Raw genomic sequence first — 26,578 nt, forward strand, 5'->3', positions numbered from 1 at the left:
AATGTCATCACGCGTGCGCAAGCGCCGTTTGCACGAGGGTGTGCAGCAGCGTCGGGTAATCCACGTCCACCGCGGCGAAGACCTGCGGGTACATGGAAATCGGGGTAAAGCCCGGCATGGTGTTGATCTCGTTGAGCACCGGACCGTCCTCCGTAACGAAGAAGTCGACGCGGGACAGGCCCTTGCAGTCGCAGGCGCGGAAGGTCGCGACGGCGAGCTCCTGGAGCTGCTGGATGATCGCAGGCTCAAAGTCAGCGGGAATCTGCGCGGAGACCACATCGTCGAGGTACTTTGTCTCAAAACCGTAGAAGCCCTCGTCCGAGTCCTCGATGCCGTTGAGCTTCGCCGGCACGGACGCGCGCAGGGAGCCGTCCGGGTATTCGAGAACACCCACCTCGACCTCGGAGCCGACGATTTCGGCCTCGACGATGACCTTGGGGTCGCCCTGCGTGTCGTTGTCGTAGGCGAGTTGCACGGCGGCGGGCAGCTCGGACCAGTCCGAGACCTTGGAGATGCCGATGGACGAGCCGCCGCGCGCGGGCTTGACGAAGACCGGCAGGCCGAGGGTGGCTTTCTCGGCCTCGGTAAGCTCGGAGCGGCCGCGACGCAGGATGACCTCGGGGGTGGCGGGCAGGCCCTCGGCGACGGCGAGCTTCTTCGTGAACTCCTTGTCCATGCCGGCCGCGGAGGCGAGCACGCCCGGGCCGACATAGGGCAGGCCGGTGAGCTCAAGCAGGCCCTGGACGGTGCCGTCCTCGCCGTAGGGGCCGTGGAGAACCGGGAAGACGACGTCGACGGTGGCATAGAGCTCGCCGGTCGTCACGTTGTGGATCTGGCCGCGCGTCGCCGGGTTGAGCGAGAGCGTAAGCTCATCGCCCATGACGACCTCGGGCAGCGTCTCGCCCTCAATCTTCAGGCCCTCGCGCGAACCCGGGGTCCACGCGCCGGAACGGGTGATGCCCACCGGCACGACGTCGTAGAGCTCCGGATCCAGGTTCGCCATGATGGCGCCGGCAGAGACGCAGGAGATGGAGTGTTCGGTGCTGCGGCCGCCATAGACAACGGCGACGCGGGTCTTATTCGTCATGGGGTGGAATCTTACTCCGGCTTCGTGGTGCGACCCATGAGGGCCACGACCATGTCGGATACGGGCACGCCGCGGTGGCACACGCCATAGACCGCCTGCGTGATGGGCATCTCCACGCCGACGGCCTGCGCCAGCCGGAAAATGGACTCGGACGAGGTCACGCCTTCCGCGACCTGGCCGTTGGTCGCGGCCTTGGCTTCCTCCAGCGTGCCGCCCTGGCCCAGGCGGAAGCCGAAGGTGCGGTTACGCGACAGCTCCGAGGAGCACGTCGCGACCAGGTCGCCCAGGCCCGCGAGTCCCGCGAAGGTGCGCGGGTCCGCGCCGAGTTGGACGCCCAGGCGCGTGATTTCCGCCAGGCCTCGCGTAATAAGCGTCGCCAGCGTATTGGTGCCTAGCCCCCGGCCGGTGGCCATACCGCACGCCAGCGCGATAACGTTCTTACACGCGCCGCCCACCTCCGCGCCCACGACGTCCGTATTCGTATACGGGCGCAGGTACCACGTCGCGATGGCCTCCTGCACGGCTTTCGCGCGCTCCTCGTCCGTGCACGCGATGACGGTCGCGGCGGGTTGCTCCTGCGCGATTTCCTTCGCCAGGTTCGGCCCGGACAAGACGGCCACCCGGCTTGTCCGTGCACCCGTCGCGTCCACGATGACTTCGCTCATCCTTTTCAGGGTCGCGGTTTCCACGCCCTTGGAGATGGACACGAGTGTCGCATCCTCCGGCAGGAGCGGGGCCCACGCCTCAAGGTTGGGACGCAGGGACTGAGAGGGAATGCCAAAGACTACGACGTCGGCGGCGCTGAGCGCCGCGGCGGCATCGGTAAGCGGGGTCACGCCGGCCGGAAGCTCTACGTCCGGCAGGTAGTCCGCGTTGCGGCGGGTGGTCGCGATGGTCTCCGCGAGCTCGGGGCGGCGAACCCACAGGCGCACCTCATTGCCGGCGTCAGCGAAGACCTTCGCCAGCGTGGTGCCCCAGGAACCGGCGCCCATGACCGCGACGTTGACCATTGTTTCCCCTCTCATTGTACGTACGTTGCCCTCATATCCTAGGACACGTGGGCGGGGCAGTTCTGCGTGCGCGCCGGGCGTGAGTAAAAATAGAAGGCGTTAGACGCTAAAAGATTTACCCAACCCTAGTGGAGGAGCAACGGGCATGGTCTCTGAAAAGAAGATGCACGAAGACGACAAGGACCTGGCCTCGGAGATGCTCATCACTGGCCGCTACCAGGCCGTTCCCCGCGACCCCGCCGCCGAGTTCAAGCGCACGACACTCGCCGCCGGCGCGGTGCTCTGGCGCGGCGAGCGCGACAACGCGGAAGTCGCCGTCATTCACCGCCCGCACTACGACGACTGGTCCCTGGCCAAGGGCAAGGTCGACCCGGGCGAGTCCCTCACCGCCACCGCCGCGCGCGAAATCTGGGAAGAAACCGGCTATGAAGTCAAGCTGGGCAAGCTCATCGGCAAGGTGACCTACCCGGTGCAGGGCCGTACGAAGGTCGTCTACTACTGGATGGGCCAAGTAATCGGCGGCGAGTTCGAAAAGAACGACGAGGTCGACGAGATCCGCTGGCTCTCCTTCAAGGAAGCCCGCGAGCTGCTCACCTACGAGGTGGACACGCAGGTGCTCGACAAGGCGGAGAAGCGTTTGAAGCACGCGCCGACCACGCGCATCCTCTACGTGCGCCACGCTCGCGCCCACGAGCGCAGCAAGTGGCACGGCGACGATAACTTGCGCCCGTTGGATAAGAAAGGCCGCCGCCAGGCCGAGATGCTCGTGCCCATGCTGCTGCCCTACCACCCCACCGCCATCTACTCCGCGAAGCCCGACCGTTGCGAGCAGACCGCCGCACCACTCGCGGCCGAGCTTAACCTGCCTATCCACCGCGACGTGCTCCTCGGCGACGAGGCCTGGCTCGACGATAAGAAGGCCGCGTTCAAGGCCTTCGAGAAGATCATCGACCGCGGCGGTGTCTCCGTGGTCGTAAGCCAGGGCGAGACCATCCCCGCGGTCATCCGCAAGCTCAACCCTAAGTTCATGCAGGACGCCCTCGACGACCTCAAGGCGAAGAAGGCCTCCGTGTGGGTGCTCTCCTTCAACGAGGGCGAGCTCACGGGCGCTGACTACCTGCCGAGTCCGCTGCCGGTGCGTTAACGAGTCTCGCTGCGCGCCACCGCCGAGTTGAACAAGAAGGTGGTGGCAAAGCCCAGCACCGCGAGCCCCGCGCAGGCCCAGAAGCCGGCAAGGAAGGACCACGCGCTCGTGATGTACCCGAGCGGGGTGTTCCACACACCGCTGAGCGTGGTCACCGTCGTCGACTGGATGGTGGTCACGCGGCCGAAGGCGTGTTCGTCGATAAGCTCGACGAGCTTGGCGTAGATGACTGCGCCCGCCGCCGGCGCGAAGAGCACCGCGATGCCCAGCGGGACGACGACGGCGAGCGAATCATGCACGAGCGCCGCACACGCCAACGCCGCGGCGAGGAAGCCCGTGTTGACGAGCATGAGGGTGCGGAAAGCTAAGGTCCGCTGAATAAAGCGCGTGGCCAGCGCGCCGAGGATGCCGATGACACCGATGGCCGAGCGCGCGATGCCGATGACCACGCCGGTGAATCCGGCATTTTCAAGCGACACGACGGCTAAGAAGAGTGCGCCGCTGAGCGCCGCGTTGGCGAAGACCTGCATGGTAATGAGCGATCGCAGCACGGGGCTTGCGCCCACGATGGCAAAACCTTTCGCGGTCGCGGCAAAGAAATTCTCCGTGGCGCGCGACTCGGGGTTAAGGTCGGCGCGGATGAAGAGGAAGCACGCTCCCGCGACGAGGCAGCCCGTGCCCGCCGCCGCGAATGGCACCCACTCCCCAACGTCGATGAGCACGCCGCCGAGGAGAGGGCCAATGAGCCCAGCGAATTGCATACGAGCTTGGATGAAGCCCTGCGCCGCAGCAATATCCTCCTCGGCGACAAGCTGTGGCAGAGACGGATCCGCGCAGGCCTGGCCGATGGAATAGCAGAACATGAAGGCGCACAGCAGCGTGCCAAAAAGCCCGACGCTAAAATTCCCCGGCAGCGCCGTCCACGCGAGTCCGAATGCGAGAAAGCCGGCGAGGAGATTCGAGCCAATGATGACCGGCTTGCGCGCGTACTTATCGGCGATCGTCCCGCCCACGATGGCGCCCGCCATCGACGCGATGCCGGAGGCCGTGCTCACGATGCCCGTGGCCACCATGTCCTGCGTGTGCCGAAACACGACAAGCGGGACCGCGAGTCCGGCCGCAACGCCGGTGATTTGGGCGAGGACATCGGAAAGCCAGTAGAGGCGGAAATCGAGAGTTTTCAAAAATAATTCCTTTCCTAAGAAAGCGGAATTCACAGACCCAAATTTGGGCCAATCAGAAGCCGTCACTGCTCTAATTAATCAAACTTTGGAATGAGGTTTTCCCAAGGCAATTATCACACCAAAACAAACCTCGATGGCTCAATAGAAAGAATCTTCTCTAACCGATCTTCAAGGAATAAGCCAACAGGACGAGTTCTGACTCCGAGGCATTCAGCCATTAGTAGAACCAACTGACTAACATGACCGATGTCTAGCAGAAGCCCCTTCAACGCATTTAGAGACTTATACTTCCATGAAATTAGTTGTGGATCACCAGCTAATATGAGATGCACTGGCGCATCCGTCACCCAATTCTGTCCCGACAATGCCACTTCCCATTCTTCCGGGGTGTCAATTTCGGCTTGAAAAATAAGTTGATCACGTCTTGGATTGTAAAGATAATAGCCGGGTTCAATGTCGATGCCTGGGCCAATCCTCACAAAAACCTCGGTGGAACCTCGACCACCGGCAGATGGAGCGTTCCGAAAAACCGTGCCAAAATGAACATGTTCCCCACCAATCCCGGGAATGTCATGATAGCCCGCGGCGAACCGAAGAATCGTGGACAACTGGCCCCAGCTAAGAACATAAGGGCCGTTGAAAAAACGTTCCGAACGTCGCCGTCTAGAAATTTGAGAAAGAATCTCTTGCTCCCTATTCCCGAAGGGTTCACTCAACGAAACAGCGGGGCCAGTCTCCAAGCTCCACTCGTCTGAAAGTTCCCAACAATGTTTAGGAATGCCAAAATACTCAGCATCTTCGTACAAAGCTGAGTCATGGGCTTGCTTTGAAATCCGCGCCGACCCTGAAGTAACCCTGCTCGCAGCGACGTAGTTCCTCAACAGGTTAGGCAACTGGCCCCAAGAATCCATGACTTTACTCTCGTCAGCAAAACGCTCCGAATTCACTAACACAAGTACATTAAGATTCACCAATTTCTCGTATTTTCTGTACCCAAGCGCTGAATCATCAGGCAGCTTCCCGAGTAAGCGATCCTCTTGATAAGACCGCAGCAAGTCTAAATCCTCAACCGAAATTGGAGTTTGAACTTTATATAATGGGTCATCCCAGATAAAGCCGTCCGAGCGAAGCACCAAAAAACCAAAGTTGCTAGGAATTAACAAGGGCAAACTCCTTTGCTATCCAATGCAAAAACAGCTCCGAGATCACGTTCGCCTCAATCAAACGCTCATAAAAAACCCAATCAAAAAGCACATTGGCTTCTAAAAAATAATAGTATCCATCACTAACAACGAAATCGATAGCACAAAGTTCCGTTTTGGTTCGTTCGCAATAGTTTCGTATAAGCGATTCCAATTTTGGATCTAACTCTTCCTCCCGCATCTCGAGGCCCGAATTATCCAACCAAAGGGATCTAGCATCAGCACAGTTCCAAATTGAAATTGCGACCATTTTTTCACCCGCAACAAAGACTCGTAATTCAAACTCGATCTCAAGGTATTCTTGGAGCAGAACTGGTACTTTCTCCAGATTGGCACAGAAACCGTCACCAACAACCTTGGGCATTACTCCCGTCAATTCATGTGAAGGATATTCGACCCAATGCGTTCCGATTGGCTTTGCAATAGCTGCTCCAAGTGGAGTCGAAGGTTGCAACCCAATCCAACTGGATAAGACTTCAAATCCGCATTCCGGTGCTACCCTTAGCTGATTCAGCCGCGTTCGAGCAGTAGTATCACCGTTTATCGAGCGTTCGATCACTTCAGTCAAAGTATCGCCTAGCGCTTCCACCTGATTCTGAACATAAATTCGTTCTAGTTGATCAACCCCCTGCGACACTGGTATCCCCTCTGGTGCAAAGTGCCTACGCCACACCAACCGTGGACGTCCATGGTAACCATTCAATGACATGGTTCCATCCATAAACACCTCCGTTGTAGTAACAGCCTTGACATCATCAGAATTTAACCGCACCATCGGGATTCCCAGTGCGGCCAGAGACAAGGACAGCTGATCGACTTCAGAATCGTCGTGGCGCGTCAAAATAAGAATGTAATCGCCCAATCCCTCTTCACGACAGTCGAACGTATTGCGATACGCCGTTTGAAAGTCGCGAGATTTTCCTGTCAAATTAAGTTTCAAGCCATGGTCAATCAGGTACTGCATACAAACTCCATCCAAAGGGCTGGGCGGGCCCTGAGGGCCCGCCCAGCGTCAGGAAACAAACAAGTAAAAGATTAAAAATCCTTCTTGTGCTCCCACGCGGCATTCTGGATACGGTATTCGTCGACAAAATCCCCCAGCTGAGATTCGGTAGCTGGCTCAACATTTTCCTCAAGAATTTGTTGCGCAATATCAGACATCTGCGGAATCATATTCGTTCCCTCCTTCAATTGACCTTGGCCACTTTTGTGACCCAAGCAACATACTACAGTGAACTGAATCACTTTGGAAGGCTTTTATGATTTATAATCAACAATGAAGTGGCCGCCAACCAGGTCAACCTCAATCTGCACTACTAACCTACCTCCAAAACGGCATAGCTGATAGCCCGGGTTTCGCATAATTGGCTGTGTCCCACCTTTACATTTGAGCTGGTTGTTGCGAGTGTTTAGCGCTTGGTTCCAGTTGCCCGTCGGACAAGCCGGCAACGTCATCAACACTGAAGCCGTGGACATCCAAGACCGAGCGGACTTGGCGAATTGTCTTCGATGAGCATCTCAGTCGCGCAGAGATTGCGGCGTAAGTTTACTCGTGTAAAAGCGCGAGCATGATCGCGCGGTAATCCGTTGACATCAACGGACCCCTTTCGTGGTCGATGCGGACGCCCCGTACTCACTGGGACGCCCGTCGACTACAAGAAAATCACCCCCGCTGCAGTCCCCGCAGCGCATGCTTTCCGATCACCGGAATCATACTTTCCATCTAAGCCGCCAGACACTACATAGACGCGGTTCAGCTCGTTTGGGCTGTGTCAAGTTTTGTGGACGGGAAACTCGTTAATTTAGTGTTTATGCCACTTGGGCGACTGGTGTTTCGGTGTTGAGGCCGGACAGCGCACCGAACTCGGCGACTACGACATGTGCCAACACCTGGCAAGCGCCACACATGGCGCCAACGAGTAGTCGATCGGATTAGAGGCCCGGCAGCTGGCCCCGACGAGGCCAGCTGCCCGGCCCTACCGCCTAGTCGGAATCCAGCCCTACCACCGTTCCACAACACCCCTACCAACAAGCCACGCTCAGCACCACTGGGCTATGCGGGGATATTACCTATCTTCGCACCAGCCAGGGCTGAATGGAGATACGCGACAGGATTCTCATGGACTACCTGCAAAGACTGTTCACACAGAGTTTTTGCGTCTACATGGCACGCACACTGTATGCTGAGCTAGCCCGGGTTTGATGGAGGGCACGAAGTAACGGAAGGATGTTTCCTATGCCGGCGGGACCCGATGTTGAGCGTAATACAACGCGACCAGCCAGCAGGAACAATTCAAGGACCTGGCCCCGATGCAATATCGGAACCAGTCCCTTGCAAAGACCCAAACCATTTAGAATTAACCCAGTCAGGAAAACGGGGCGCAGTTCATGACCGTCCTCTATATTACGCGACGGCGGGCGGTGTCTAGTGCACCGCCGGCTTGAACGCCGGGCGCGTGGCCTCGTAGTCAGTGATCGCCTGCTCGTCGCGCAAGGTCAATCCGATGTCGTCGAGGCCCTCCATGAGACGCCAGCGGACGTAATCATCCACTTCGAAGGTGTAGACGTTGCCGCCCACGGTGACGGTGCGGGCCTCGAGGTCGACGGTGACCTCGGTGTCGCCGGCCTCCAGCTGCTTCCAGATAAGCTCGATGTCTTCCTGGCTCATGATACCGGTGAGCAGGCCGGCCTTGCCGGAGTTGCCGCGGAAGATGTCCGCGAAGCGCGGCGAGAACACGGCCTTGAAGCCGTAGTCGTTGAGTGCCCAGACGGCGTGCTCACGCGAGGACCCGGTACCAAAGTCCGGGCCAGCGAAGAGCACGGAGCCGTGCTTGAAGGGTTCCTGGTTGAGGATGAAGTTCTCGTCCTTTCGCCAGTTCGCGAAGAGGCCATCGTCGAAGCCGCTGCGCGTGACGCGCTTGAGGTAGACAGCCGGGATGATCTGGTCCGTGTCGACGTCGGAGTAGCGCAGCGGGACGCCGGTGCCGGTGTGGGTAACGAACTTTTCCATGATGCTTTCTCCTTTTAGTTGGCGGCGGGCAAATCAGCGGGCGAGGACAGGTGCCCGGTCACGGCGGTCGCGGCAGCAACAAGCGGCGAGACGAGGTGCGTGCGGCCGCCCGGGCCCTGGCGGCCTTCGAAGTTACGGTTCGACGTGGACGCGGAGCGCTCGCCTGGCTTGAGCTGGTCCGGGTTCATACCCAGGCACATCGAACAGCCGGCGGTGCGCCACTCGGCGCCGAAGTCGCGGAAGATCCGATCGAGACCTTCCTCCTCCGCCTGCTTCATGACAAGCGCGGAGGACGGGACGACCAGCATGCGGGTGTTCGGAGCGATGTGACGGCCCTTGAGCACGCCAGCGGCTGCGCGGAGGTCCTCAATACGGGCGTTGGTGCAGGAGCCCAGGAAGACCGTGTCGATCTTGATGTCACGCAGCGGCGTACCCGGCTCCAGATCCATGTACGTGAGCGCCTTCTCGAGGGCGGCCTTGGCGTTGTCGTCGGGTGCGGACGCCGGGTCCGGGACGGCATCGGCAAGCGGGGCACCCTGGCCGGGGTTCGTGCCCCAGGTGACGAACGGCGTCAAAGAGGAACCGTCGATGTGGACGACGGTGTCAAACTCCGCGCCCTCGTCCGTGGGCAGGGTTTTCCAGTACTCGACGGCGGCGTCCCAGTCGGCGCCCTGCGGGGCGAACTCGCGGCCCTTGACATAATCGAAGGTCGTCTCGTCTGGAGCGACCATGCCGGCACGGGCGCCAGCCTCGATCGACATGTTGCAGATGGTCATGCGGGCTTCCATGGACAGCTTGCGAATGGCCTCGCCGCGGTACTCGATGATGTGCCCCTGGCCACCGCCGGTGCCGATCTTGGCGATGATCGCCAGGATGAGGTCCTTGGCGGAAACCCCCTCGGCCAACTCGCCGGAAACCTCGATGGCCATCGTCTTAAACGGCTTGAGTGACAGCGTCTGCGTGGCCATGACGTGCTCGACCTCGGAGGTGCCGATACCCATGGCGATGGAACCGAAGGCACCGTGCGTCGAGGTGTGCGAGTCGCCGCACACGATGGTCATGCCCGGCTGGGTGATGCCCAGCTGCGGTCCCACAGTGTGGACAATTCCCTGCTGCTCGTCGCCCATCGAGTGGAGGCGCACGCCGAACTCTTCACAGTTCTTGCGCAGCGTGGAGACCTGCGTACGGGAGGTCTCGTCCTTGATTTCGAGCACGTTGCCCGTCTTAATCCCAATGGTCGGGACGTTGTGGTCCTCGGTGGCCAGGTGAAGCTCGGGGTGGCGCATCTTTCGACCGGCCATGCGCAGGCCGTCGAAGGCCTGAGGGCTGGTTACCTCGTGCAGGAGCTGGAAGTCGATATAGATGAGATCCGGTGCGCCGTTCTCACCCTTGGTCACGATATGATCGCGCCATACCTTCTCTGCGAGCGTCAGCTTTTCCGACATTTCAATCACTCCACTTGAAATCTCATTAATTGGGACGTAAATTTCACTATATGGGAGAGTATAGCGCAGTTTCTGGAATTAAGGTATTGGATCGAGCAGTGGCCATCATGATGGCCGCCACCAATCGCCCCTCATCGCTCAGCGACCTGTGTGAAGAGACGGGCCTGCCCCGCGCCACCGCACACCGTTTGGCCACCGCACTGGAGGCGCACCGTATTTTGACGCGCACCGCAGACGGGCACTGGACCGCCGGCCCCGCCCTGCCCGGTAACCGCGACCACCTCATCGAGGCAGCTACCCCCATCATGGAGCAGCTGCTCGAAACCACCGGTGAATCCATCCAGCTGTATCAGCACACCGGCGATACACGTACGTGCATTGCGTCCAAGGAACCCTCGCACGGCCTCCACAACGTCGTGCCGGTCGGCCGCCAGCTGCCACTGAACTCCGGTTCCGCGGCGCGCATTATCGCGGCGTTTGAGGACATTGAGATTCCCGATGCCCTCTATAGCCAAGCCGACGTCGATAAGGCCCGCGAGCTTGGCTACTCCGAGTCCATCGAGGAACGCGAGGCCGGCCTCGCCTCCATCTCCGCGCCCGTCCTCAACGCCGCGGGCACGCTCATGGCCGTGCTCTCCATCTCCGGCTCGGCCGAGCGCTTCCGCCCCTCCCCTGCGGATAAATACGCCACCTTGCTTTCCGATGCCGCCCAGCGGCTCGGCGCGCTGCTCTAACGGTGTTTAGAGCGCGGCGAGCCGCGCCACCTTCGCGCGATACTCCACGAGCAAGGGCAGCTCCGGTGCGCGCTGCTCGACAACCTCGAGCACCGCGCGGTACCACCACTGCTGGCGCTCCTTACCCGAGTTGAAGCGCGGCCACAGCTCGTCCCCAAGGACCTCATGGTCAGCAAGGATGGAGCTCAAGTTATGCAGCTTGTCGCACGCCGACACGACAACCGACTCATACGAGGCCTCACGCAAGTGCGCAAGGTACGCATCCGAGCGCTCCTGCCAGTCCCCCAGCGTGTCATCCTTCGTCACGCCCAGCACAATGTCGAGCACCCGCGGGCCGAAATCGGCTTCCATCTGCTCGGCCGTGTATTTCTCCGGGACATCCTCCAGCGTGTCGTGCAGCAAACATGCGATGAGCACGTCTTCCTCCACGTCTGCCGAAAGCCCCTGTTTGCTCGCCAGGTACATGACGCCAAAAAGATGCGAGGCGTACGGAATATCCGTCGCCTTGCGGTAGTGCCCATCGTGGGCACGCGTGGCAACGTTAAGCGCCTGCATAAGACGCGGGGTGAGCGCCTCCATGCAGCCCGCCCTAAATCGTCACGCCAGTAATGCCGAGCGTTGCCATGAGGCCACGGAAGTCCGCCGGGCTGAAACCGCCCATGATGAGCGCGAGGATGGCCTCCGCCGGCTCGAGGTACGCGCGGAAGTAGAGCGCCGGAACGTCGAGGATCGTGTTGGCCCGGCGCACGAGGTCAGGCTTGCGCGGCACGTAGCCCTGCGGCAGCCCGGCGCGCTCCTGCGGCGACGGGAAGTACGCAATGTCTTCGTACGCACGACGCTTGCCGCCCTGGATAAACGTCGCGGTACCCGAGTAGATACCCACCACACCCGGCTGACCCTTCACGTACGCGCCCGCGCCAGAGTCACCATGCTGTTTGAAGAGCTCCGTCGACGAGTAAATTCCCGCCGTCTGCATGGGGCGCCGCACGACCGTGCCGCAGTTCTCCGGCGAGTTGCGACCAGTAACGCAAATGCCGTTGCCATCCGCTGGCTTGAATCCGATACCGTCACCCGAGACCGGGTTGCCACCAGAGACCGTGCCCGCCGCAAACTGTATATAGGCAATATCCTGGCCGGTCGCACCCTCCTCACGGAAGTAGCGCAGCGTACCGATGTGCGAGCCATACTCGTTGTAGACAGCCTGGCCGTTGACACCACAGTGGGCGGCCGTCCACGCACGGTTGCCTTCGACGTAGCCGATGGTGCACGTCGTGCCTTCGGAGGTTTGAACGATGTGGCCCTGCGTGGCAATAGCGGGCGCCGCAGCGTTGGCGAGCGGCGCGACCCCTAGCGTGCCGACGAGAACAGCAGCAGCGGAGACGGACAGGGTCTTGAGGCGACGAGAAATCTTCACCCCTGTGACCCTAGTGCATGGCCTACACATGGTCTCGCTGTCACCCCCACCTGAACTGTGACAAACGCCACACTTAATCTCGCTCCCCCGCAATTGAAAACGGAATGAAAATGGGGTTTACTGAAAGCGTAATGAAAACACGCAGGCAGGGCGCCCACCTTTCCTGCCCCAACGCCGCTTCGGCGCACCAAAGATAAGGAGTCACGTCATGACTCATGCAGTTCACGAAGCTCACACCCACACCCACGGCGCTGGCTGCGGCCACGTTGCTTTCCAGCACGGCGACCACACCGACTACGCCCACGAGGGCCACATCCACCGCCTGCACGAGGGTTACTGGGACGAGTGCGAGACCTCCGAGCACGTCGCCGCTGAGGACCACGCTGGCCACGTCCACGGCGAGGGCTGCGGCCACGTCGCCATCCCCCACGGCGACCACGTCGACTACATCCACGATGGCCACCGCCACGCCGCACACGGCGACCACTACGACGAGCACTAATCCTCGAGCAAACACGGCCTTGTCCCACCATGAGGTGGAACAAGGCCTTTTTGTCGTTACTTGGACTTGTCGAGAGGCTCCGAGTCTGCCAGATCTGATTTGGCGTGAGACTTCATCCATGTTCGGATTGCCCAAAAGGCGATCAGTGCCACAACCACGACTACTGTCAACACGAACTTGCCTCCATCAGACCAGCCAGGAATCATGTCGAACAGCGCAGGAAAGGCCAGAATCGCCGCGACAAATGCCAACGATTGGTTCAAGGTCTCGTTAGCCTTACTTCGCTCCTCGGATTCACGTCGATATTTCTTCTCCTCTTCTTCTTTCGCCTCTTCACGGGCTAAACGTTCAGCCTCACGTTCTTGTTCCCGAGCTTCGCGTTCATCCTCTCGTCGCTTATCGTCTTCGATTTCTCTTTGCTTCGCAGCTGCATCGCGTTGCTTGGCTTCCTCATCTCGGTCAGCCTGCAGACGTCCCATCTCACCTTCAATTTGCAGACGCAGGGTTTGGAAACGGGTCGTGTACACCTCTTTGCGAATATCAAGCTCACCGGCGATATCGTCATACAGATGACGCGCTCCCGTTGAATCCTGAATTGCGTTGAGCACCCGTGTGTACAATTCACGTCCTGGGACTGTTTCAAACCACAGCTGATCACGGAAGACAACAAAATCGCGTTGGATGTCTTGGAATCGGTCCAATTGCCGCTGCAATTTGTCACTCGCGCCGCGTAGTTGTTGCAGATTCATTGTTTCTGTATGCACGCCATCGAGTCCCTCGAACTTCATCTCACGAAGTCGGTTACTGATGGACGAAAGATACTTTGCAGCTCTCGCCACTAAAAGCGCCAGATCCATAAAACGAGTTCCCGTAATCATCCACAATGCCGGGTCCTCTCTGGAAATTGCACTGCGACGCACAACTGCAATTCCTTCAGGAGAGGAATGAATATTCCAGTTCTTATAGAGTCCAATCCTGCCGAGCTTTTCCGGCGCAACCTCGAGTGCGGGAAGTCCGATATGGTAGCTGTCGGCACCACGCGCCAACTGCCAACCCCACAAATCGGATGGCAGCCAACGATGTCCGTTTTCTAACGCATCACGTTCGCACATTTCTCGCCGAATATCTTCGCGTTGATGCGCCGGCAAATCTTCATCAGTTTCCGGAGCCCCTCCTAGCAACATCGGAACTTCCGCAATATCGCGACCAGGAATGGCGCATACGGTCGTAAATCGAGCAACTTTATCGCCGCTACGCTGTCGCCTATCAGACTCTTCTTGTAATAACTCTAATTCCTTATCCTTCGCGTCCGTTACTTCCTTGAACCGCCACTTATCCCTGCGAAGGTATCCTCCTTTTTCCATCTTCAGTCCGCGCTCTGCGGCAGGCAAAACTGACAACGTAAGATCAAAAAAGTAATTCAACAGATTGATCGAATAAGTCTGCTCCGAATCATTATCATGAGTCCCGCGCACAACATGCATCTTCTTATTCTCAGGAATGACTAACCGTTTGGCGTCTGATTTCACAATATTGACGCGGTTTCGTACCTTTGCGATCGACTGTGAGGCCTTTTCGAGCATTGCGGCCGAGCAATTCTCGACCACCAAGTGCAGAATTAGGAAGGTCGTGGCGGTATTCTCAGAGCTTGAGTCATGCGAGACATGATGTTCAGGATCTTGAAAAGTAACGAGCTCGGAGCACAAGAGACGTGCTTGGCTGTAAGGGTGCGCTTCGTCATCATCAAGCCGGATAATATCCAGCCCCTCCCCCTGCGCTGGCTCACTTCCCCAGACGGATTCCAATGAGTCTTCCGGTTCTGAGGAAGGATGCTCAATACGAGCCTGCGGCGCAAAATCCGGGATCCAACCTTCTTCGTCTAGTCGCGTAATATCCGGAGCAAACTTGTACTTATAGGCATCAACACGCAGAGCCCTCGTATTTTCATCGTCGATCCGGTGGCCTGCCGCCGGGCCATCAACGACATTCGCTCCCACCGAGTCACGGAACGGCGCCTGAAATTGATGTCCTGCTTGCTTATGGAATGAGTGCGGCGCGTATTTGTAATATGTTTCTGAACGAAATACCTCGTTGTCGCGAAGCTTTGGGCGCTCAAGGTGCGCACCATGCTGGGACTCTCGGCCAATTTCAATTCGCTTGATTCCGTTGAATCTTCCCTGAAACCAATCATCGCCAAGATCTTGGTCAACGACATAGGGCAATGGCAGCGCCACCGAGAAATGAACCGCACGCCAATCTGGAGCTTGGGTAGCTGAATAGCAATCAGGCAAATTCAATGAAGCACCAAAGAGTCCAAAATGCAGTCTCGAGTTGGTTCCGGCGCGCAAGCTTGTAGTCATGTTCGTTAGCCTATCGCCAACGCCTTATCCTTGCTGGGTTAGAAAGAAAATTCTTGCAATTTAAACTGCACAAAACTCAGAACGCACTTACCATGCCATTATGAAGATCACATTCGGATTCGGCTTGGACGGGGCGGCCTGGACACCCTCCTCAGGCCTCGGGGAATTGACCGTAGGGCCCGCGGGATTAGCCCGCGTGTTAGCCACGCGCTTAGGCGTGACGATACCGGTTCTGGACAAACCGGAACGCATCATCGCCTATCGCGACCGCTTAGCTGAGCTTCTCAAGCACGATCAAGCGTGGCTTCGTCCGTCCTTCGAAGTTGATGCATGGGCAGTGGCCAACCAACTGCTTACCTGGCGTGACGAACTCGTCACTGCAGGTATTGACCCGCGTGATCTCGCCGATGACATCTCACAACGAGTCGATGCGCTCAAGGCCGCTGAACGTCCCATGCCCATCGCCGGCGAAGCTGATCTCATTCCTGCCGTCGCGCGTGCTTTGGGCAAGAATCCGGGGCTTAAACTCGGCATTGAACGCATCGTGCTGCGCGACAAGCTCGACGCTTTGCCCCCAGTGTGGAAATCCATTCTGAGATCACTTGGCGACATCGTTGTTGAGGAACCAGAGCAAAGCGAAACACTCGCCTCGAAGGTTTTCGTTACCGCACAAAACGACTTCGAAGCTGCGGACGTCATCGTGAGCGAACTGCGCAAGGAACGTGCTGCTGGCGTGGTGCCGCAGCTACTAGTCACTGCAGACACGCCCTTCCTTGATGCTGAACTGCTGCGTGCTGGCTTCGCACCAGTAGGCAAGTCCTCAAATCGAGGTGGTGCCCAAGCTCTTTCCGCGTTCGTAACTGCAGCGACGACCGCTGGCGCGGTCCCCGAGATCATCGACCTACTGCTCATGCGTATCGACGGGCATGCACTATTTAACGCCGACGCAAGTAAAGCGCTTCTAAAGGCGCTCGGCCGCGACTACGGCTATAGCGTCGACCATTGGGACAAAGCCCTAGCCGAGCTCGAGGGCGAGGCAAGGGCAGTAGCTAAAGGCATCGACAGATACCTTGCGCTTCGCGCACCCGTGGATGAAATCAATATCGATACATTGCGCGAAGCCCTCATGTGGTTTGCGCAGAATGCTCATGGCGAAGCACTCAGTACTGCAGCCAAACAGCTGGAAAAAATGCTGTCTCATTACTCCGCCATTTCGAAGCGGGAACTCGAGCATCTCGTCGACGCGGTCTCTCGGCGAGTAGGCTCCTGGAGCATTCGACCAGCCGCAAGTCACGACTTCGAGGTCATTGGCGATCCCGCGCATATTCGTTCCGGCGCGACCGTTTTGTGGTGGGGAGCGCTCGCGGATAATGCCTCTGGAATTGACACCTGGTCTCAGAAAGAGCATGAAGGATTCGACGGCCGAGTGCTGTCGCTAAAAGACATCACTCGACTTCGAACCAGCGGGCAGTTAAAGGCGCTGCGCAGTGCGCGCTCACTCGTGGCTGTCGTTCAAAAGCAAGTAGTCGGAGAAAAAGGCACTCGCCCACATCAGCTCCTAGCGCAGCTCGTCGCCAAAGAGGTCGCGGCAGGCAAGAGCTTTGACGAACGCTTTAAAAGCGCTTCGCCCCTCCTTGAGGGCGCACTCGCCCCTGTTGAGAAGCAGCTCTGGCCCTCACAGCCAGATCTCACCCAGGTGAACTTTGTCCCCGGGACTCAGCTACTTCCTACTCACATGTCCTACTCGCAATTGGCGACGTTGCTGGCACGCCCGTTGGAGTGGATCTTGGCGAAGCCTCTCGGAATTTCCGAGGGCCGTCGTCGCGGGCCATCAACAGGCAATGCCATGGTCGGCACCATGTTCCACAGGGCCTTGGAGCTGCTTCAAACCATAGACCACAATACGTGGACCGAGGATTCAGTTTCTGCGGCTCTTGAACGCGCGATTGGTGAAGTCGCTGTGGAACTCAACGCACCCGGCCAAGCTTCCCGTCGACAAGAACTCCACGCCCTCGGTGTGCTTTCGATCCTCTCGTTCCGCGACAAGCTCGTTGAGAAAGGCTGGAAGTTCGACGCGGCCGAAGCCAAGTTCTCCATCCCGCTCGACGTCACCGTGGAAGGCGTGCCGGGAGGAAAGTGGACTATCGAGTCTTTCAATGGTTCGCGTGACATCGACGTGAGTGATTCGAAAACGGGACGTCGCTCGGTCCTCGACGCAAAGTACACGACGTCTAAGAATAAGTTCGAAGACGTCGTTAAGAAGAACGAAGCATTGCAGCTTGCGATTTATGCATGGTCAGTGGGATTCGCCAACGTTGACTTCACTGGATATTGGGAATTCCGCAAACACATCGTCATCGATGGCAAAGATAAGGAAACCACTGAGGCGCTCTATAACCGTGCGCTCCTTCTTTTGTCTAAACGACTCACCGACATCGCTGCGGGGTCCGTGGTTGATGAGGCACATCAAAGACTCAGGGACCCCGAAACCAAGCTCGATAAATTGACCGCGGAAGTACGGGCTGAACTAGGCGAAGAGTTCTTCTTCCCTGATGAAGTCACCTACCGCGACTATGACGTTTTGACTGGATTGAAGGGAAACTACTAAATGAGCACGGGCAATTACTCCCATTACACTCTCGTCCAGGCGAGCGCTGGTTCGGGAAAAACTTTCCGCATCACTGAGGACCTGGCTCAGGCCATCGACGAGGGCAAGGATCCATCACGCATCATCGCGACGACCTTTACGAAGGACGCCGCCGCCGAATTGGCTGGCCGCATCAGCGTCAAGCTCGTCGAGAAGGGAAAAGTGGTCGCTGCGCAAGAAATCGACTCGGCTCTCGTCGGCACTGTCAACTCGATCACTGATGCTCTCGTGCGTCGGTTCGCACTGCACAATGAAATCTCGCCGGAGCTTGCTGTGCTAAGTGAGAATGCCGAAAAACTAGCATTTGACACTGCATGCGACGAAGTACTCGCAGCATACTGGGAAGCCCATCGTGACCTGATCAAGCGTGTAGGTTATGCGGGACGCCGCACTGTTCATGGGGGCCTCACTGAGGGTCAAGGTGTGTGGACTGACTCCGTGAAGAAGCTCTCACAAGCACTACGCGCTAACGCCGTCGATGTCAACGATCGAAACGACCTCGAGGAACACATATCCAAGTCCCAACAGGCCTTCGCCGATAACTTCGACTTAGGAAATGAGACAGGTGATATTGAGGAGATTGTTGGCCGTGCGAAGGAAGCTTATGACTCCCTCATGGAGGTCATCAACGACGATTCGACCGAAGAAAAATGGCTAGGTGACGAAAAGCTAAGAAAAACTAGCGTCACATCGCTCAAAAAGAATCATGCGAAACGCACAAAGATCTACCAGCGGCTAAGTGCCAACCCCGCTGCCGTCAGCTGGGGCGAAGCACTCAAGCTCACCGCTGGTGAACTAGTCGGCGGTCCTAAAGTGACTGGACCGATTACCACCACGTTCGCAGACGAATTTCCCACCGGCATGGGAGAAATCACGAAGCTCCAAACCTTCCGTGATGACACTTTCGATATCATCCGCATCGCCTTTGAAGCCGCACGAGACTGCGTGAATGCCTATACCGAGGCTAAGCGAGAGGCGGGTCTCATTGACTTTACGGACCAGGAAGCACGCGCACTTAAGCTACTTCAAGATCCCCATGGCGAAGCGAGCGAATGGATTCGCGAGTCCTTCGATGTCATGGTCGTAGACGAGTTCCAGGACACGAGCCCGCTCCAGTTAGCAATCTTCCTTAAGATTGGCGCACTCGTTGGTGACGTGCGTTGGGTTGGTGACCCGAAACAGTCCATCTACGGGTTCCGCGGCGCCGATCCAATTCTCATGCAGACTGCCGCACACGCCATTGAAGAAGGCGGTGGACAACAAGACTCTCTTTCAATGTCATGGCGCAGTTCCGGTATTCCACTTAAGCTCTCCAACGAATATTTCTCACGTGCCTTTGCTGATCAAACGAATGTAACGCTCAAGATCAATGAGGCCCGTCGCGAGCGGCGCCGCAATATCGACCACGAAGGCCGTATCTCCGTGTGGAGAAACGCAAATGCGGAAGCCAAGGTCGGTCTCCAACTCACTGTACCCATCGTCAAAGGCATTCAGGAGCTGCACGCTGAAAATCCCAAGCAGTCTATTGCTGTCCTGGTGCGTAGCAACGCAGACGCCGAGAAAGTCCTCGCCGAACTCCGCCAGGCAGGTATTCCTGCAACTGGCAAAGACGTGTCGGTCGACGAGGAAGTCGAAGCGATGCTGCTCGTTGCTGGTCTGCGCTACTGCTCCGATGGGTCGGACAGAGCTTCGCTCTTTGAGCTCATCACACTCATGCCAGAGCATGCTGCGCACGCAACGTGGTTTAAAGAACTCGCCTCCGCTCCAGACAGGAAGACTCGTACGGAGCTGAAGAACTCCTGGGCGGACGATCCTTCGCTCGCCGCAGTCAATGAGATTGCACGGCACATCGGGCAGCTCACGCCGTCGCGCGCGATTACGGAGCTCATCGACGCGCTGGATCTGCGTGCGCGAATCGCCAGCTCGCCATCTCCAGCTGGCCGCTACGACACGCTACTGGGGTTCCTTGAGCAAGCAACAATATATGAATCAGACCGCGAGGGAATTGGCAAGGCAGCCACAGTATCCGACTTCTTACGCAACTTTGACGCGGAGCAGCGTCTAACCAACGGCAAGGGCGTTGTCGCACGTTCCAGCCAAGAAGCCGGAAGCGTCTTTGTCACTACGATGCACGGCGCCAAGGGATTGGGCTGGCACACCGTTATCTTGGGATTGAAGAAGAGCAATGACAAGCTTCCTCCCGATGTGTGGACGGAACCTACCGACAGCGGCGCCTTTACGCTGGAGGCGCCCTTGGAGGGCCGTCACGTTATGTTCTGGCCCTACACCCTCACTGCTCAGAAGGCGTCGAAGGAGCACTTCCTCAAGACACCACTGATGAAGAAAAGGGAGGAGCGCACCGCAGAGGAAAACAAACGACTCGCCTACGTTGCCCTCACTCGTTCCAAAGAACACACCGTTTTCGTAGCCACTGAGAAACGGCTGGATAGCCATGATCCTCTCGATAAGAACAATGTTGTGCTGTCGACTAACGATGCAGAGGGCACCATCGCCATTTCTTCGGCGACGACCGAGCCGGTCACCCTACCCGCGGATTTCCGCACCTATAGCGAAGACGACGAGTCCGGCGCACCGGTAAGCAATGAGCAGCAGCGCTTGCTCCCCGAGTGGCGCGGCGAGTCCACGCGCACGGCCGAGCGCAAGGCGGCCCGCTTCGCGGCATCGCTGGTGACCTCGGCGGGCTGGGAGGACCGAGCGGATACCGCGGTGGTCGCAACGCTGGGTGCACGTCTGGTCGAGCACGGCGAGATGGACTGGAACAAGGTCGGCGACGCCATCCACACCTACCTCGGCACGAGTTACACCGCGCTCGACGAGGCGGCGCAGCTCGCGCACGCTGAGGCCATCTTGGGCCGCTGGGGGGTGAGCGCCATTGAGGCCAAAGACTTGGTCGAGGCCGGTCGGCGCTGGGATGCGTGGCTCACGGAAAACTACCCGGATGCGCCGCGGCTCACCGAGGTACCCATGCGCTACCTCGCGGACGGCCAGGTCGCCGAGGGCTGGATCGATATGCTCCTCGACACCGGAGACGACACGGTCGTGCTCATCGACCACAAGTCCAACCCGGGCAACCAGAAACCGGCGGAGTTCGTGAAGAAGCACTACCTGGGCCAGATGGCGACGTATCGCGCCGCTCTCGAGGCAGCGGGAAAGCGCTGCGACCGCATCCTCATTCACCTGCCGCTCGCTGGCGCCATCGTGGAGGTCGCCTTCCGCGACGAGCCGAGCGCTTAGCGGCGCCCACGGCCCCGCCTTCGTCCCCACGGCGAAGGCGGGCGTTGTCGTTTTAGCGTCGCCGCACGACCGCAAACATCATACCCACCGCGATGAGGAGGCCGATTTCGATCCACGCCCTGCCAGATACCGCCTAAGATCTGTGCAAACATGAGACTGCCTAGGACTTTACGGCGATCTGCAACGTCATCGTCATTGCCCATATCCTAGACAGGCCTTAAGCGGAGGAAGTGCTATCGTTTACGCCGTGTCAACAATCTGGTCAATCGTCCACAGAGATCTCGCGCGTGTGTGGCGCACGCCTGCGGTATGGATCATCGCCATCGGCGTCCTTGTCACGCCGGCGCTCTACTCGTGGTTCAACGTGCGCGCGTTCTGGGATCCCTATAAAAATACGGAACACCTCCAGGTCGCCGTGGTCAACGAGGACCGCGGCGCGGACTCGGAGCTTACGGGCCACCTCAACGTGGGTGGACAGCTCGTGGACAAGCTGCACGACAACCACAAACTGGGCTGGCAATTCATGGACGCGGACCAGGCGGCCGAGGCCGTGCGTCGCGGCGACGTCTTCGCATCCGTCACGGTCCCGGCCGAGTTCAGCCAAGACTTCGTGAGCCTTTTCGAGGGTGAGTATCACCAGCCCACGCTGCACTACGAGGTTAACGAAAAGCTCAATGCGGTGGCCCCCAAAATCACGGACACGGGCGCCTCGACGCTTGAGGAGACCATTGGCCAGACCTTTAAGGAGTCCGTCGCCGAGGCCGTCACTTCGGAGCTGCGCGACAAGGGCGGAGAGCTGAACACGAAGCTCACGGATGCGGGAAACAGCGCGGCGGGCAACTTCGGCGAGACTGCGGACTCGCTGGAGAATGCGCATGGCATCCTCGCCGGCGTGCGCGACGAACTGGCCGCGGCCCAGCCCAAGGTCGCGCAAACTCAGCAGACCCTGCGCGATGTCAACGCCACGCTTGCCGATGCCCGTTCCTCCCTCGCCCGCGTCAACTCCCTTTCCGCAGGCATTCGGGAGACCGCAGGCGAGACCGGCCGCAGCCTCACCGACGCGCGAGCCGAAGGCACGGAGGCGCTCGCGGACGGCACGGCCGCTGCGAATGCCACGGTGGGCACGCTCACGGGCGAACTGCGCGGGGCGCTAGGCGGCCTTGATGCTGCAAGCCGCGCGGCCACGACGCTGCGCGACCAGACTGGCGCGCTGCTCAAAATCGTGCCTGGACAATTCGCTGGCGATCTGCGGGCGACGCATGACCAAGCGGCGGCGACCGTGGACAGCATCGACCGGCTGCGCGGCGACGCACAACGCGGCCTTGACGAGCTCGACACCGCGACGAGCGCCCTCGACGACGCGGTCGCGCAGGCGAAAGATGCCCAAGGCGGGTTGGTTGGCACGGCGCGCATCGACGCGGCGCTCGCCGGAGTTGAGTCCACCACCGCGCGCCTGAGCGCGCGGCTTGATGCACAGGAGGAGCTGGTGGGGCAGGCTGGCGAGCTAATTGGGGGCATCGGAAAGCAGCTGCAGGGCGCGGACCAGGTGCTCGCCTCCTTTGATGCGGACCTGGGCGACATCGAGTCGACCCTGCGTACAGCGCGTACGGATATCCTGGCGCTCACGCAGGATGCGAACAACGATAAAACGCTCACCACCGTGCGCGGTCTCGATACCGTCGCTGTGTCGAGCTTCCTGGCCGCGCCGGCGCAGGTCGATAGCCACTCGGTCTTTCCCGTCGAGCACTATGGCTCGGGCATGAGCTCGCTGTTTACCAACCTCGCGCTGTGGATTGGCGCGTTCATGCTGCTCATCATCTACCGCTCGGAGGTCGACGGGGCGCGTACGGTGCGACAGGCCTATACGGCGCGGTACCTCTTCCTCGGCATCATGGCCGTGGCGCAGGCTCTCATCGTCTCCGTGGGCAACCTCGCCTTCGGCGTCGAGACCGTCTCCCCCGCCGCCTACGTGGCGACCGCCGCGCTCATCGCGCTGGCGTATCTGTCCATTATTTTCTTCCTCGTCTCGACGTTCGGGCACATCGGGCGCGTCATCGCCGTCGTGCTCGCTTTCATCCAGATCCCCGGCGCGTCCGGGCTCTATCCCATCGAGATGACGCCCAGCTTCTTCCGCGAGCTCTACCCGTGGTTGCCGGTTAGCTACGGCATTTCCATGATGCGCGAGACCGTGGGCGGCTTTTACAGCCTGCATTATTGGCGCGACCTCGCAGCGCTCGCCGGCATGGCGCTTCTCGCCTTTATCGCGGGCGTCATCCTGCGTCGCCGCCTTGCACACGTCAACACGATGGTGAACGAGGAACTCGCCGCGGGCGGCCTCATCACGAACGAGGAAATCCACGCGCAAGGCTCGCGCTACAAGCTGGCAGACCTCCTCGTGGTTCTCCAGGACCGCACGGCGTTTACCGAGGGCTTGGGCGGGCGCTGGCGCGGCGTGCGCGGGCACTACGCGCAGGTCGTCACTATCACCATCGCGACGGGGTTCCTTCTCATCGTCGCCTTCGGCGTCATCGCGCACTTCGATGCTGGCAACAAGTCGCTCTACTTCGGGCTTTCTCTCCTCGTTACTCTCGTAGCCCTCGGCGTCATCCTCACGCTCGAATACGTCAAGCAATCCCTCGCCCGCGCCGAAGACCTCGCGCGCCTGCCAGAGAACGAACTGCGCCGCCATCTGCGCGCCGAATCCCTACCGGAGGGCGATACCCATGCGTAACGCATTGACCATCCTGCGCGACGACCTGCGCGCCATCCGCACGAACACCATCACGGCGCTCATCGTCTTTGGCGTGCTCATCATCCCGCTCATCTTTACGACGTTCAACGTCTTGGCCTCCTGGGATCCCTTCGGCAACACGGGCAATCTCCGTATCGCCGTGGCCAGTAACGACAAGGGCCACGTCACCGATGTGGGCAAGCTCAACGTCAACCTGGGCGACCAGGTGCTTTCCCAGCTCGCGCGCAACGACTCCGTGGACTGGGTCATCACAGACAGCGCCGACGCCGTGGAGGGCACGAGGTCCGGCGACTATTACGCCTCCATCGTGTTACCCGAGTCCTTCAGCGACGACATGCTCACCTTCTACCTCGACGGCGCCGAGCCCACCCGCCTCGACCTCTATACAAACCAGAAGAAGAACGCGCTAAGCTCATCCATTACGTCCAAGGTCGCCACCGGCGTGACGAATAATATTGACGAAAGCTTCGCCGAGGTCCTGTCCGACGTCGGGCTGGGCCTGCTCTCCTCGCTCGATGACTACCTCAACGAGGACAACACGCAGTCCGCCCTGAGCACCATCCAAACCCGCATGCAGGCCACCAGCGGACGCCTCAACTCGGCGTCCGCCACCGTCCGCTCGCTCACCGGGCTCATCGATGGCGCGATTCCCCTGGCTACGAGCGCGGACTCGCTGCTCGCGCGCGCCAATACGAGTGATTCCACCGCACCCGCCACGCAGTCATCCTCTCCCGTCAATCTCGACGCGACGCTGCGCGAGTCTGCCGATGCCCTCTCTTCCGCACTCACCGCTGCTTCCTCCAGCCTCGGCACGGTAAGCGCCCGCCTCGACGACGCGACGGGCACCAACGCGCTCAATCCGAATGAGCTACACGACCTTGCCAAGCAAGTCCGTTCCCAGGCGGAAGGTCTCGACACCGCGCGCGGCGCGCTTGCCGGCCTGGCCCTGCCCACCACGCAGTTCGATACCGCCGCCGCCCAGGCTCGCGCAATGGCCGACTCTTTGGACACGACCGCCACCGCCCTCGAGACCGGTGCACAGGACACCTCGGCCGCAGCGCAACGCGCCCGCGACGCCGTGGATCGCGCCTCGCGCGCTGTCGAAGACGCCCGCACGAGTTACACCACGGATCTCAAGCCACAGGTCGCTGAGCTGTCACAGTCCATCAAGGCGGTCGCCGACGACGTCGCCACGGTGCGTTCCGATCTCGATGCCGCCCGCGCGAATGCCGCGGGTGCAGACTCACTGGCCTCTCGCCTGGAATCCTCGCGTGACGAAGTAGGCGCGCTCGCGGACAAACTCGCCGCACAGTCGGCCGAGTTCGAGCGCATCAATTCCGCGCTCGATGACGCCCGCCAGACGGGCGACTTGGATAAGCTCGCGCGCGTCGTCGGCGACGATCCGGGGCTCACCGCCTCCCGCTTGGCCTCGCCCCTGGGGCTGGACCGCGAAGCTGTCTTCGCTGTCAAGTCCTTTGGCGCGGCGATGACGCCGTTCTACACCACGCTCGCTTTGTGGGTGGGCGCGCTCATTGCATGTGTGTTCATCTATGCCAACGCGGAGCGCACCTACCGCCGCGGCGAGACCGCGATGAGCCGCAACGCCATCTTCCTCGGCCGCTTTCTCACCTTGGCGCTTATCGCACTTATCCAGTCCACGCTCGTGACGACGGGCCTTATCTTCTTCGTCGAGATCGCCCCACAGCACCCCATACAACTCATCGTCGTGGGCTGGGTGATCGCACTCGTGTTTATGATGCTTGTCTACGCCCTCGTCGTCACTTTCGACAACGCGGGCAAGGCCATCGCCGTCGTCCTCCTCGTCATCCAAGTCTCTGGCGCCGGCGGTTCCTACCCCCTGCCGCTGCTGCCCGAGTTCTTCCAGAAAGCTAGCCCCTGGCTGCCTGCGACGCATGCCATCAGCGCGCTGCGCGCGGCCATCTCCGGTTCCTATGAGGGCGACTTGTGGCGGGAACTCGGTCTGCTGGTCCTCTTCACCATCCCCGCGCTCATCCTGGGGCTCTGGCTGCGTCGCCTCATGGACGGCTATCACGAGCGTCTCAGTGCGGCGATTGCGAGCACCAAGGTCATGGCGAGCTAGACCACCGGCGGCTTCCACATGGCCAGCTCGTTGGGGCCTGCGTCCTTGCTGGGGATCTCCCCGAGCGGAACAAACCCCAACCGCGTATACAGCCGCGCCGACCCCTGCGTCGTGGCTTCCAGATACACCGCATCGTCTCCTGCGCGCGTCAATCCATGCTCCAGCAGCTGAGAACCAATGCCTTGGCCTTGCGCTCCTGGCGCTACCACGAGCGTATAGAGGTACCAGTGCGGGAATTCTGGATGGTACTTCGCCGCTTGTGCTTCGCTCACCGCGAGCTTGACCAATCCGGTGCCAAAGACGCGCGCCAATTCGCTCGCCAGCCGCAAATACGACCCCGCCCCAAACGTCGTGCCCGGGCGCTCCCAGAGCGCTACCCCGAGCACCTCCCCGTCCTCGTCTTCACAGATATCCGCCACGCCGCGCGGAATATACTGCGTGCGCAGCTGCGCCCGAAACAACGCGTCGAGCGCTTCCTCTGGGTCCTCGAGCTTTCCGACCACCCGCGCGAAAGACGGGTCGTTCGCAAAGGCCGCCGCCAACACGGCAGCCGCACCTGGAATATCGGATTCTGTCACAGCACGAATGTTCATACGTCTCGACAATAGCGAAGAGCGCCCCCGTGTGCAGCGGACAGCAGCGGGCCGGTTTAGCGAGGCAAGGCGATGCTGTACTTAATCCCTTTGCTCTCGAGCAATTCGAGAAGGGGCTCGCTCGGACCCAATTGATTT

Annotated in this window: 19 protein-coding genes; 7 read left to right on the forward strand and 12 right to left on the reverse strand. The window is 59.8% G+C overall.

Going from position 1 to position 26,578, the window contains the following annotated elements; genetic code table 11:
* Nucleotides 1-7 precede the first annotated feature (7 nt).
* Both HMPREF0307_RS00285 and HMPREF0307_RS00290 read right to left on the reverse strand, forming a co-directional pair.
* Nucleotides 8-1,087: a D-alanine--D-alanine ligase family protein gene (locus HMPREF0307_RS00285; protein WP_066484610.1), complete on the reverse strand. Its 1,080-nt coding sequence runs from the start codon at nt 1,085-1,087 to the stop codon at nt 8-10.
* Between the two features lie 11 nt (nt 1,088-1,098).
* Entirely contained in the window at nt 1,099-2,097 is a 999-nt protein-coding gene (locus HMPREF0307_RS00290; RefSeq protein WP_066484614.1) for an NAD(P)H-dependent glycerol-3-phosphate dehydrogenase, read from the reverse strand.
* Nucleotides 2,098-2,242: 145 nt separating this feature from the next.
* On the opposite strand from HMPREF0307_RS00290, the gene HMPREF0307_RS00295 reads away from it, so the two are divergent.
* Nucleotides 2,243-3,241 carry an NUDIX hydrolase gene (locus HMPREF0307_RS00295; RefSeq protein WP_066484618.1) on the forward strand — a complete coding sequence of 333 codons (999 nt, stop codon included), beginning with the start codon at nt 2,243-2,245 and terminating at the stop codon, nt 3,239-3,241.
* On the opposite strand, the gene HMPREF0307_RS00300 is transcribed toward HMPREF0307_RS00295, so the two are convergent.
* The 6 genes from HMPREF0307_RS00300 to leuC form a co-directional block, all read right to left on the reverse strand.
* On the reverse strand, nt 3,238-4,425 hold the full coding sequence (locus tag HMPREF0307_RS00300) for an MFS transporter (protein ID WP_066484621.1): 1,188 nt from the start codon (nt 4,423-4,425) through the stop codon (nt 3,238-3,240). The genes HMPREF0307_RS00295 and HMPREF0307_RS00300 overlap by 4 nt on opposite strands.
* Before the next feature lie 113 nt (nt 4,426-4,538).
* A complete protein-coding gene (locus HMPREF0307_RS12390; RefSeq protein WP_156435886.1) occupies nt 4,539-5,588 on the reverse strand; it encodes a SagB/ThcOx family dehydrogenase in 1,050 nt (349 codons plus the stop codon).
* Entirely contained in the window at nt 5,575-6,591 is a 1,017-nt protein-coding gene (locus tag HMPREF0307_RS12755) for an ATP-grasp domain-containing protein (RefSeq protein ID WP_156435887.1), read from the reverse strand. The genes HMPREF0307_RS12390 and HMPREF0307_RS12755 overlap by 14 nt, the downstream gene beginning before the upstream one ends.
* 71 nt (nt 6,592-6,662) lie before the next feature.
* Nucleotides 6,663-6,800: a hypothetical protein gene (locus HMPREF0307_RS12760; RefSeq protein ID WP_154666909.1), complete on the reverse strand. Its 138-nt coding sequence runs from the start codon at nt 6,798-6,800 to the stop codon at nt 6,663-6,665.
* Between the two features lie 1,252 nt (nt 6,801-8,052).
* The gene (gene leuD, locus HMPREF0307_RS00310; RefSeq protein ID WP_066484628.1) at nt 8,053-8,637 is read right to left on the reverse strand and encodes a 3-isopropylmalate dehydratase small subunit; all 585 of its coding nucleotides are present in this window, start codon (nt 8,635-8,637) and stop codon (nt 8,053-8,055) included.
* Nucleotides 8,638-8,651: 14 nt separating this feature from the next.
* Nucleotides 8,652-10,082, reverse strand: coding sequence for a 3-isopropylmalate dehydratase large subunit (gene leuC / locus HMPREF0307_RS00315; protein ID WP_066484630.1), 1,431 nt, complete (start codon nt 10,080-10,082; stop codon nt 8,652-8,654).
* A 50-nt stretch (nt 10,083-10,132) separates the two neighbouring features.
* Between leuC and HMPREF0307_RS00320 the strand changes: the two genes are divergently transcribed.
* The gene (locus tag HMPREF0307_RS00320) at nt 10,133-10,816 is read left to right on the forward strand and encodes an IclR family transcriptional regulator (RefSeq protein WP_066484643.1); all 684 of its coding nucleotides are present in this window, start codon (nt 10,133-10,135) and stop codon (nt 10,814-10,816) included.
* A gap of 6 nt (nt 10,817-10,822) precedes the next feature.
* Here the strand turns inward: HMPREF0307_RS00320 and HMPREF0307_RS00325 are convergent, their stop codons facing one another.
* Nucleotides 10,823-11,395, reverse strand: coding sequence for an HD domain-containing protein (locus HMPREF0307_RS00325; RefSeq protein ID WP_066484651.1), 573 nt, complete (start codon nt 11,393-11,395; stop codon nt 10,823-10,825).
* A 10-nt stretch (nt 11,396-11,405) separates the two neighbouring features.
* The gene (locus tag HMPREF0307_RS00330) at nt 11,406-12,230 is read right to left on the reverse strand and encodes a chymotrypsin family serine protease (RefSeq protein WP_066484654.1); all 825 of its coding nucleotides are present in this window, start codon (nt 12,228-12,230) and stop codon (nt 11,406-11,408) included.
* A gap of 208 nt (nt 12,231-12,438) precedes the next feature.
* On the opposite strand from HMPREF0307_RS00330, the gene HMPREF0307_RS00335 reads away from it, so the two are divergent.
* Nucleotides 12,439-12,732, forward strand: a complete 294-nt coding sequence (locus HMPREF0307_RS00335; RefSeq protein ID WP_066484660.1) for a hypothetical protein — start codon at nt 12,439-12,441, stop codon at nt 12,730-12,732.
* A 56-nt stretch (nt 12,733-12,788) separates the two neighbouring features.
* Here the strand turns inward: HMPREF0307_RS00335 and HMPREF0307_RS12765 are convergent, their stop codons facing one another.
* Nucleotides 12,789-15,092: a hypothetical protein gene (locus tag HMPREF0307_RS12765; RefSeq protein ID WP_141759146.1), complete on the reverse strand. Its 2,304-nt coding sequence runs from the start codon at nt 15,090-15,092 to the stop codon at nt 12,789-12,791.
* Between the two features lie 100 nt (nt 15,093-15,192).
* Here HMPREF0307_RS12765 and HMPREF0307_RS00350 point away from each other — a divergent pair, with 100 nt between their 5' ends.
* The 4 genes from HMPREF0307_RS00350 (at nt 15,193) to HMPREF0307_RS00365 (ending at nt 25,847) form a co-directional block, all read left to right on the forward strand.
* Nucleotides 15,193-17,700, forward strand: coding sequence for a PD-(D/E)XK nuclease family protein (locus HMPREF0307_RS00350; protein WP_066484674.1), 2,508 nt, complete (start codon nt 15,193-15,195; stop codon nt 17,698-17,700).
* Nucleotides 17,701-20,994, forward strand: a complete 3,294-nt coding sequence (locus HMPREF0307_RS00355) for a UvrD-helicase domain-containing protein (protein ID WP_066484680.1) — start codon at nt 17,701-17,703, stop codon at nt 20,992-20,994.
* A gap of 247 nt (nt 20,995-21,241) precedes the next feature.
* A complete protein-coding gene (locus HMPREF0307_RS00360) occupies nt 21,242-23,725 on the forward strand; it encodes a YhgE/Pip domain-containing protein (protein WP_231724968.1) in 2,484 nt (827 codons plus the stop codon).
* On the forward strand, nt 23,718-25,847 hold the full coding sequence (locus HMPREF0307_RS00365; RefSeq protein ID WP_066484686.1) for a YhgE/Pip domain-containing protein: 2,130 nt from the start codon (nt 23,718-23,720) through the stop codon (nt 25,845-25,847). The genes HMPREF0307_RS00360 and HMPREF0307_RS00365 overlap by 8 nt, the downstream gene beginning before the upstream one ends.
* On the opposite strand, the gene HMPREF0307_RS00370 is transcribed toward HMPREF0307_RS00365, so the two are convergent.
* The gene (locus tag HMPREF0307_RS00370; protein WP_070539562.1) at nt 25,844-26,440 is read right to left on the reverse strand and encodes a GNAT family N-acetyltransferase; all 597 of its coding nucleotides are present in this window, start codon (nt 26,438-26,440) and stop codon (nt 25,844-25,846) included. The two genes, HMPREF0307_RS00365 and HMPREF0307_RS00370, sit on opposite strands and share 4 nt — an antisense overlap.
* Nucleotides 26,441-26,578: the final 138 nt, after the last annotated feature.

The sequence above is a fragment of the Corynebacterium sp. DNF00584 genome (genome assembly GCF_001552965.1).
GTDB lineage: Bacteria > Actinomycetota > Actinomycetes > Mycobacteriales > Mycobacteriaceae > Corynebacterium > Corynebacterium phoceense.

Bases quoted from the DNA above. Each gene is read 5' to 3' on its own strand.
- leuC (WP_066484630.1), bottom strand. From the start codon at position 10,082: ATGTCGGAAAAGCTGACGCTCGCAGAGAAGGTATGGCGCGATCATATC.
- HMPREF0307_RS00365 (WP_066484686.1), top strand. From the start codon at position 23,718: ATGCGTAACGCATTGACCATCCTGCGCGACGACCTGCGCGCCATCCGC.
- HMPREF0307_RS00355 (WP_066484680.1), top strand. From the start codon at position 17,701: ATGAGCACGGGCAATTACTCCCATTACACTCTCGTCCAGGCGAGCGCT.
- HMPREF0307_RS12755 (WP_156435887.1), bottom strand. From the start codon at position 6,591: ATGCAGTACCTGATTGACCATGGCTTGAAACTTAATTTGACAGGAAAA.
- leuD (WP_066484628.1), bottom strand. From the start codon at position 8,637: ATGGAAAAGTTCGTTACCCACACCGGCACCGGCGTCCCGCTGCGCTAC.
- HMPREF0307_RS12760 (WP_154666909.1), bottom strand. From the start codon at position 6,800: ATGATTCCGCAGATGTCTGATATTGCGCAACAAATTCTTGAGGAAAAT.
- HMPREF0307_RS00370 (WP_070539562.1), bottom strand. From the start codon at position 26,440: ATGAACATTCGTGCTGTGACAGAATCCGATATTCCAGGTGCGGCTGCC.
- HMPREF0307_RS00350 (WP_066484674.1), top strand. From the start codon at position 15,193: ATGAAGATCACATTCGGATTCGGCTTGGACGGGGCGGCCTGGACACCC.
- HMPREF0307_RS00325 (WP_066484651.1), bottom strand. From the start codon at position 11,395: ATGGAGGCGCTCACCCCGCGTCTTATGCAGGCGCTTAACGTTGCCACG.
- HMPREF0307_RS00295 (WP_066484618.1), top strand. From the start codon at position 2,243: ATGGTCTCTGAAAAGAAGATGCACGAAGACGACAAGGACCTGGCCTCG.
- HMPREF0307_RS12765 (WP_141759146.1), bottom strand. From the start codon at position 15,092: ATGACTACAAGCTTGCGCGCCGGAACCAACTCGAGACTGCATTTTGGA.
- HMPREF0307_RS00335 (WP_066484660.1), top strand. From the start codon at position 12,439: ATGACTCATGCAGTTCACGAAGCTCACACCCACACCCACGGCGCTGGC.
- HMPREF0307_RS00320 (WP_066484643.1), top strand. From the start codon at position 10,133: ATGGGAGAGTATAGCGCAGTTTCTGGAATTAAGGTATTGGATCGAGCA.
- HMPREF0307_RS00285 (WP_066484610.1), bottom strand. From the start codon at position 1,087: ATGACGAATAAGACCCGCGTCGCCGTTGTCTATGGCGGCCGCAGCACC.
- HMPREF0307_RS00290 (WP_066484614.1), bottom strand. From the start codon at position 2,097: ATGGTCAACGTCGCGGTCATGGGCGCCGGTTCCTGGGGCACCACGCTG.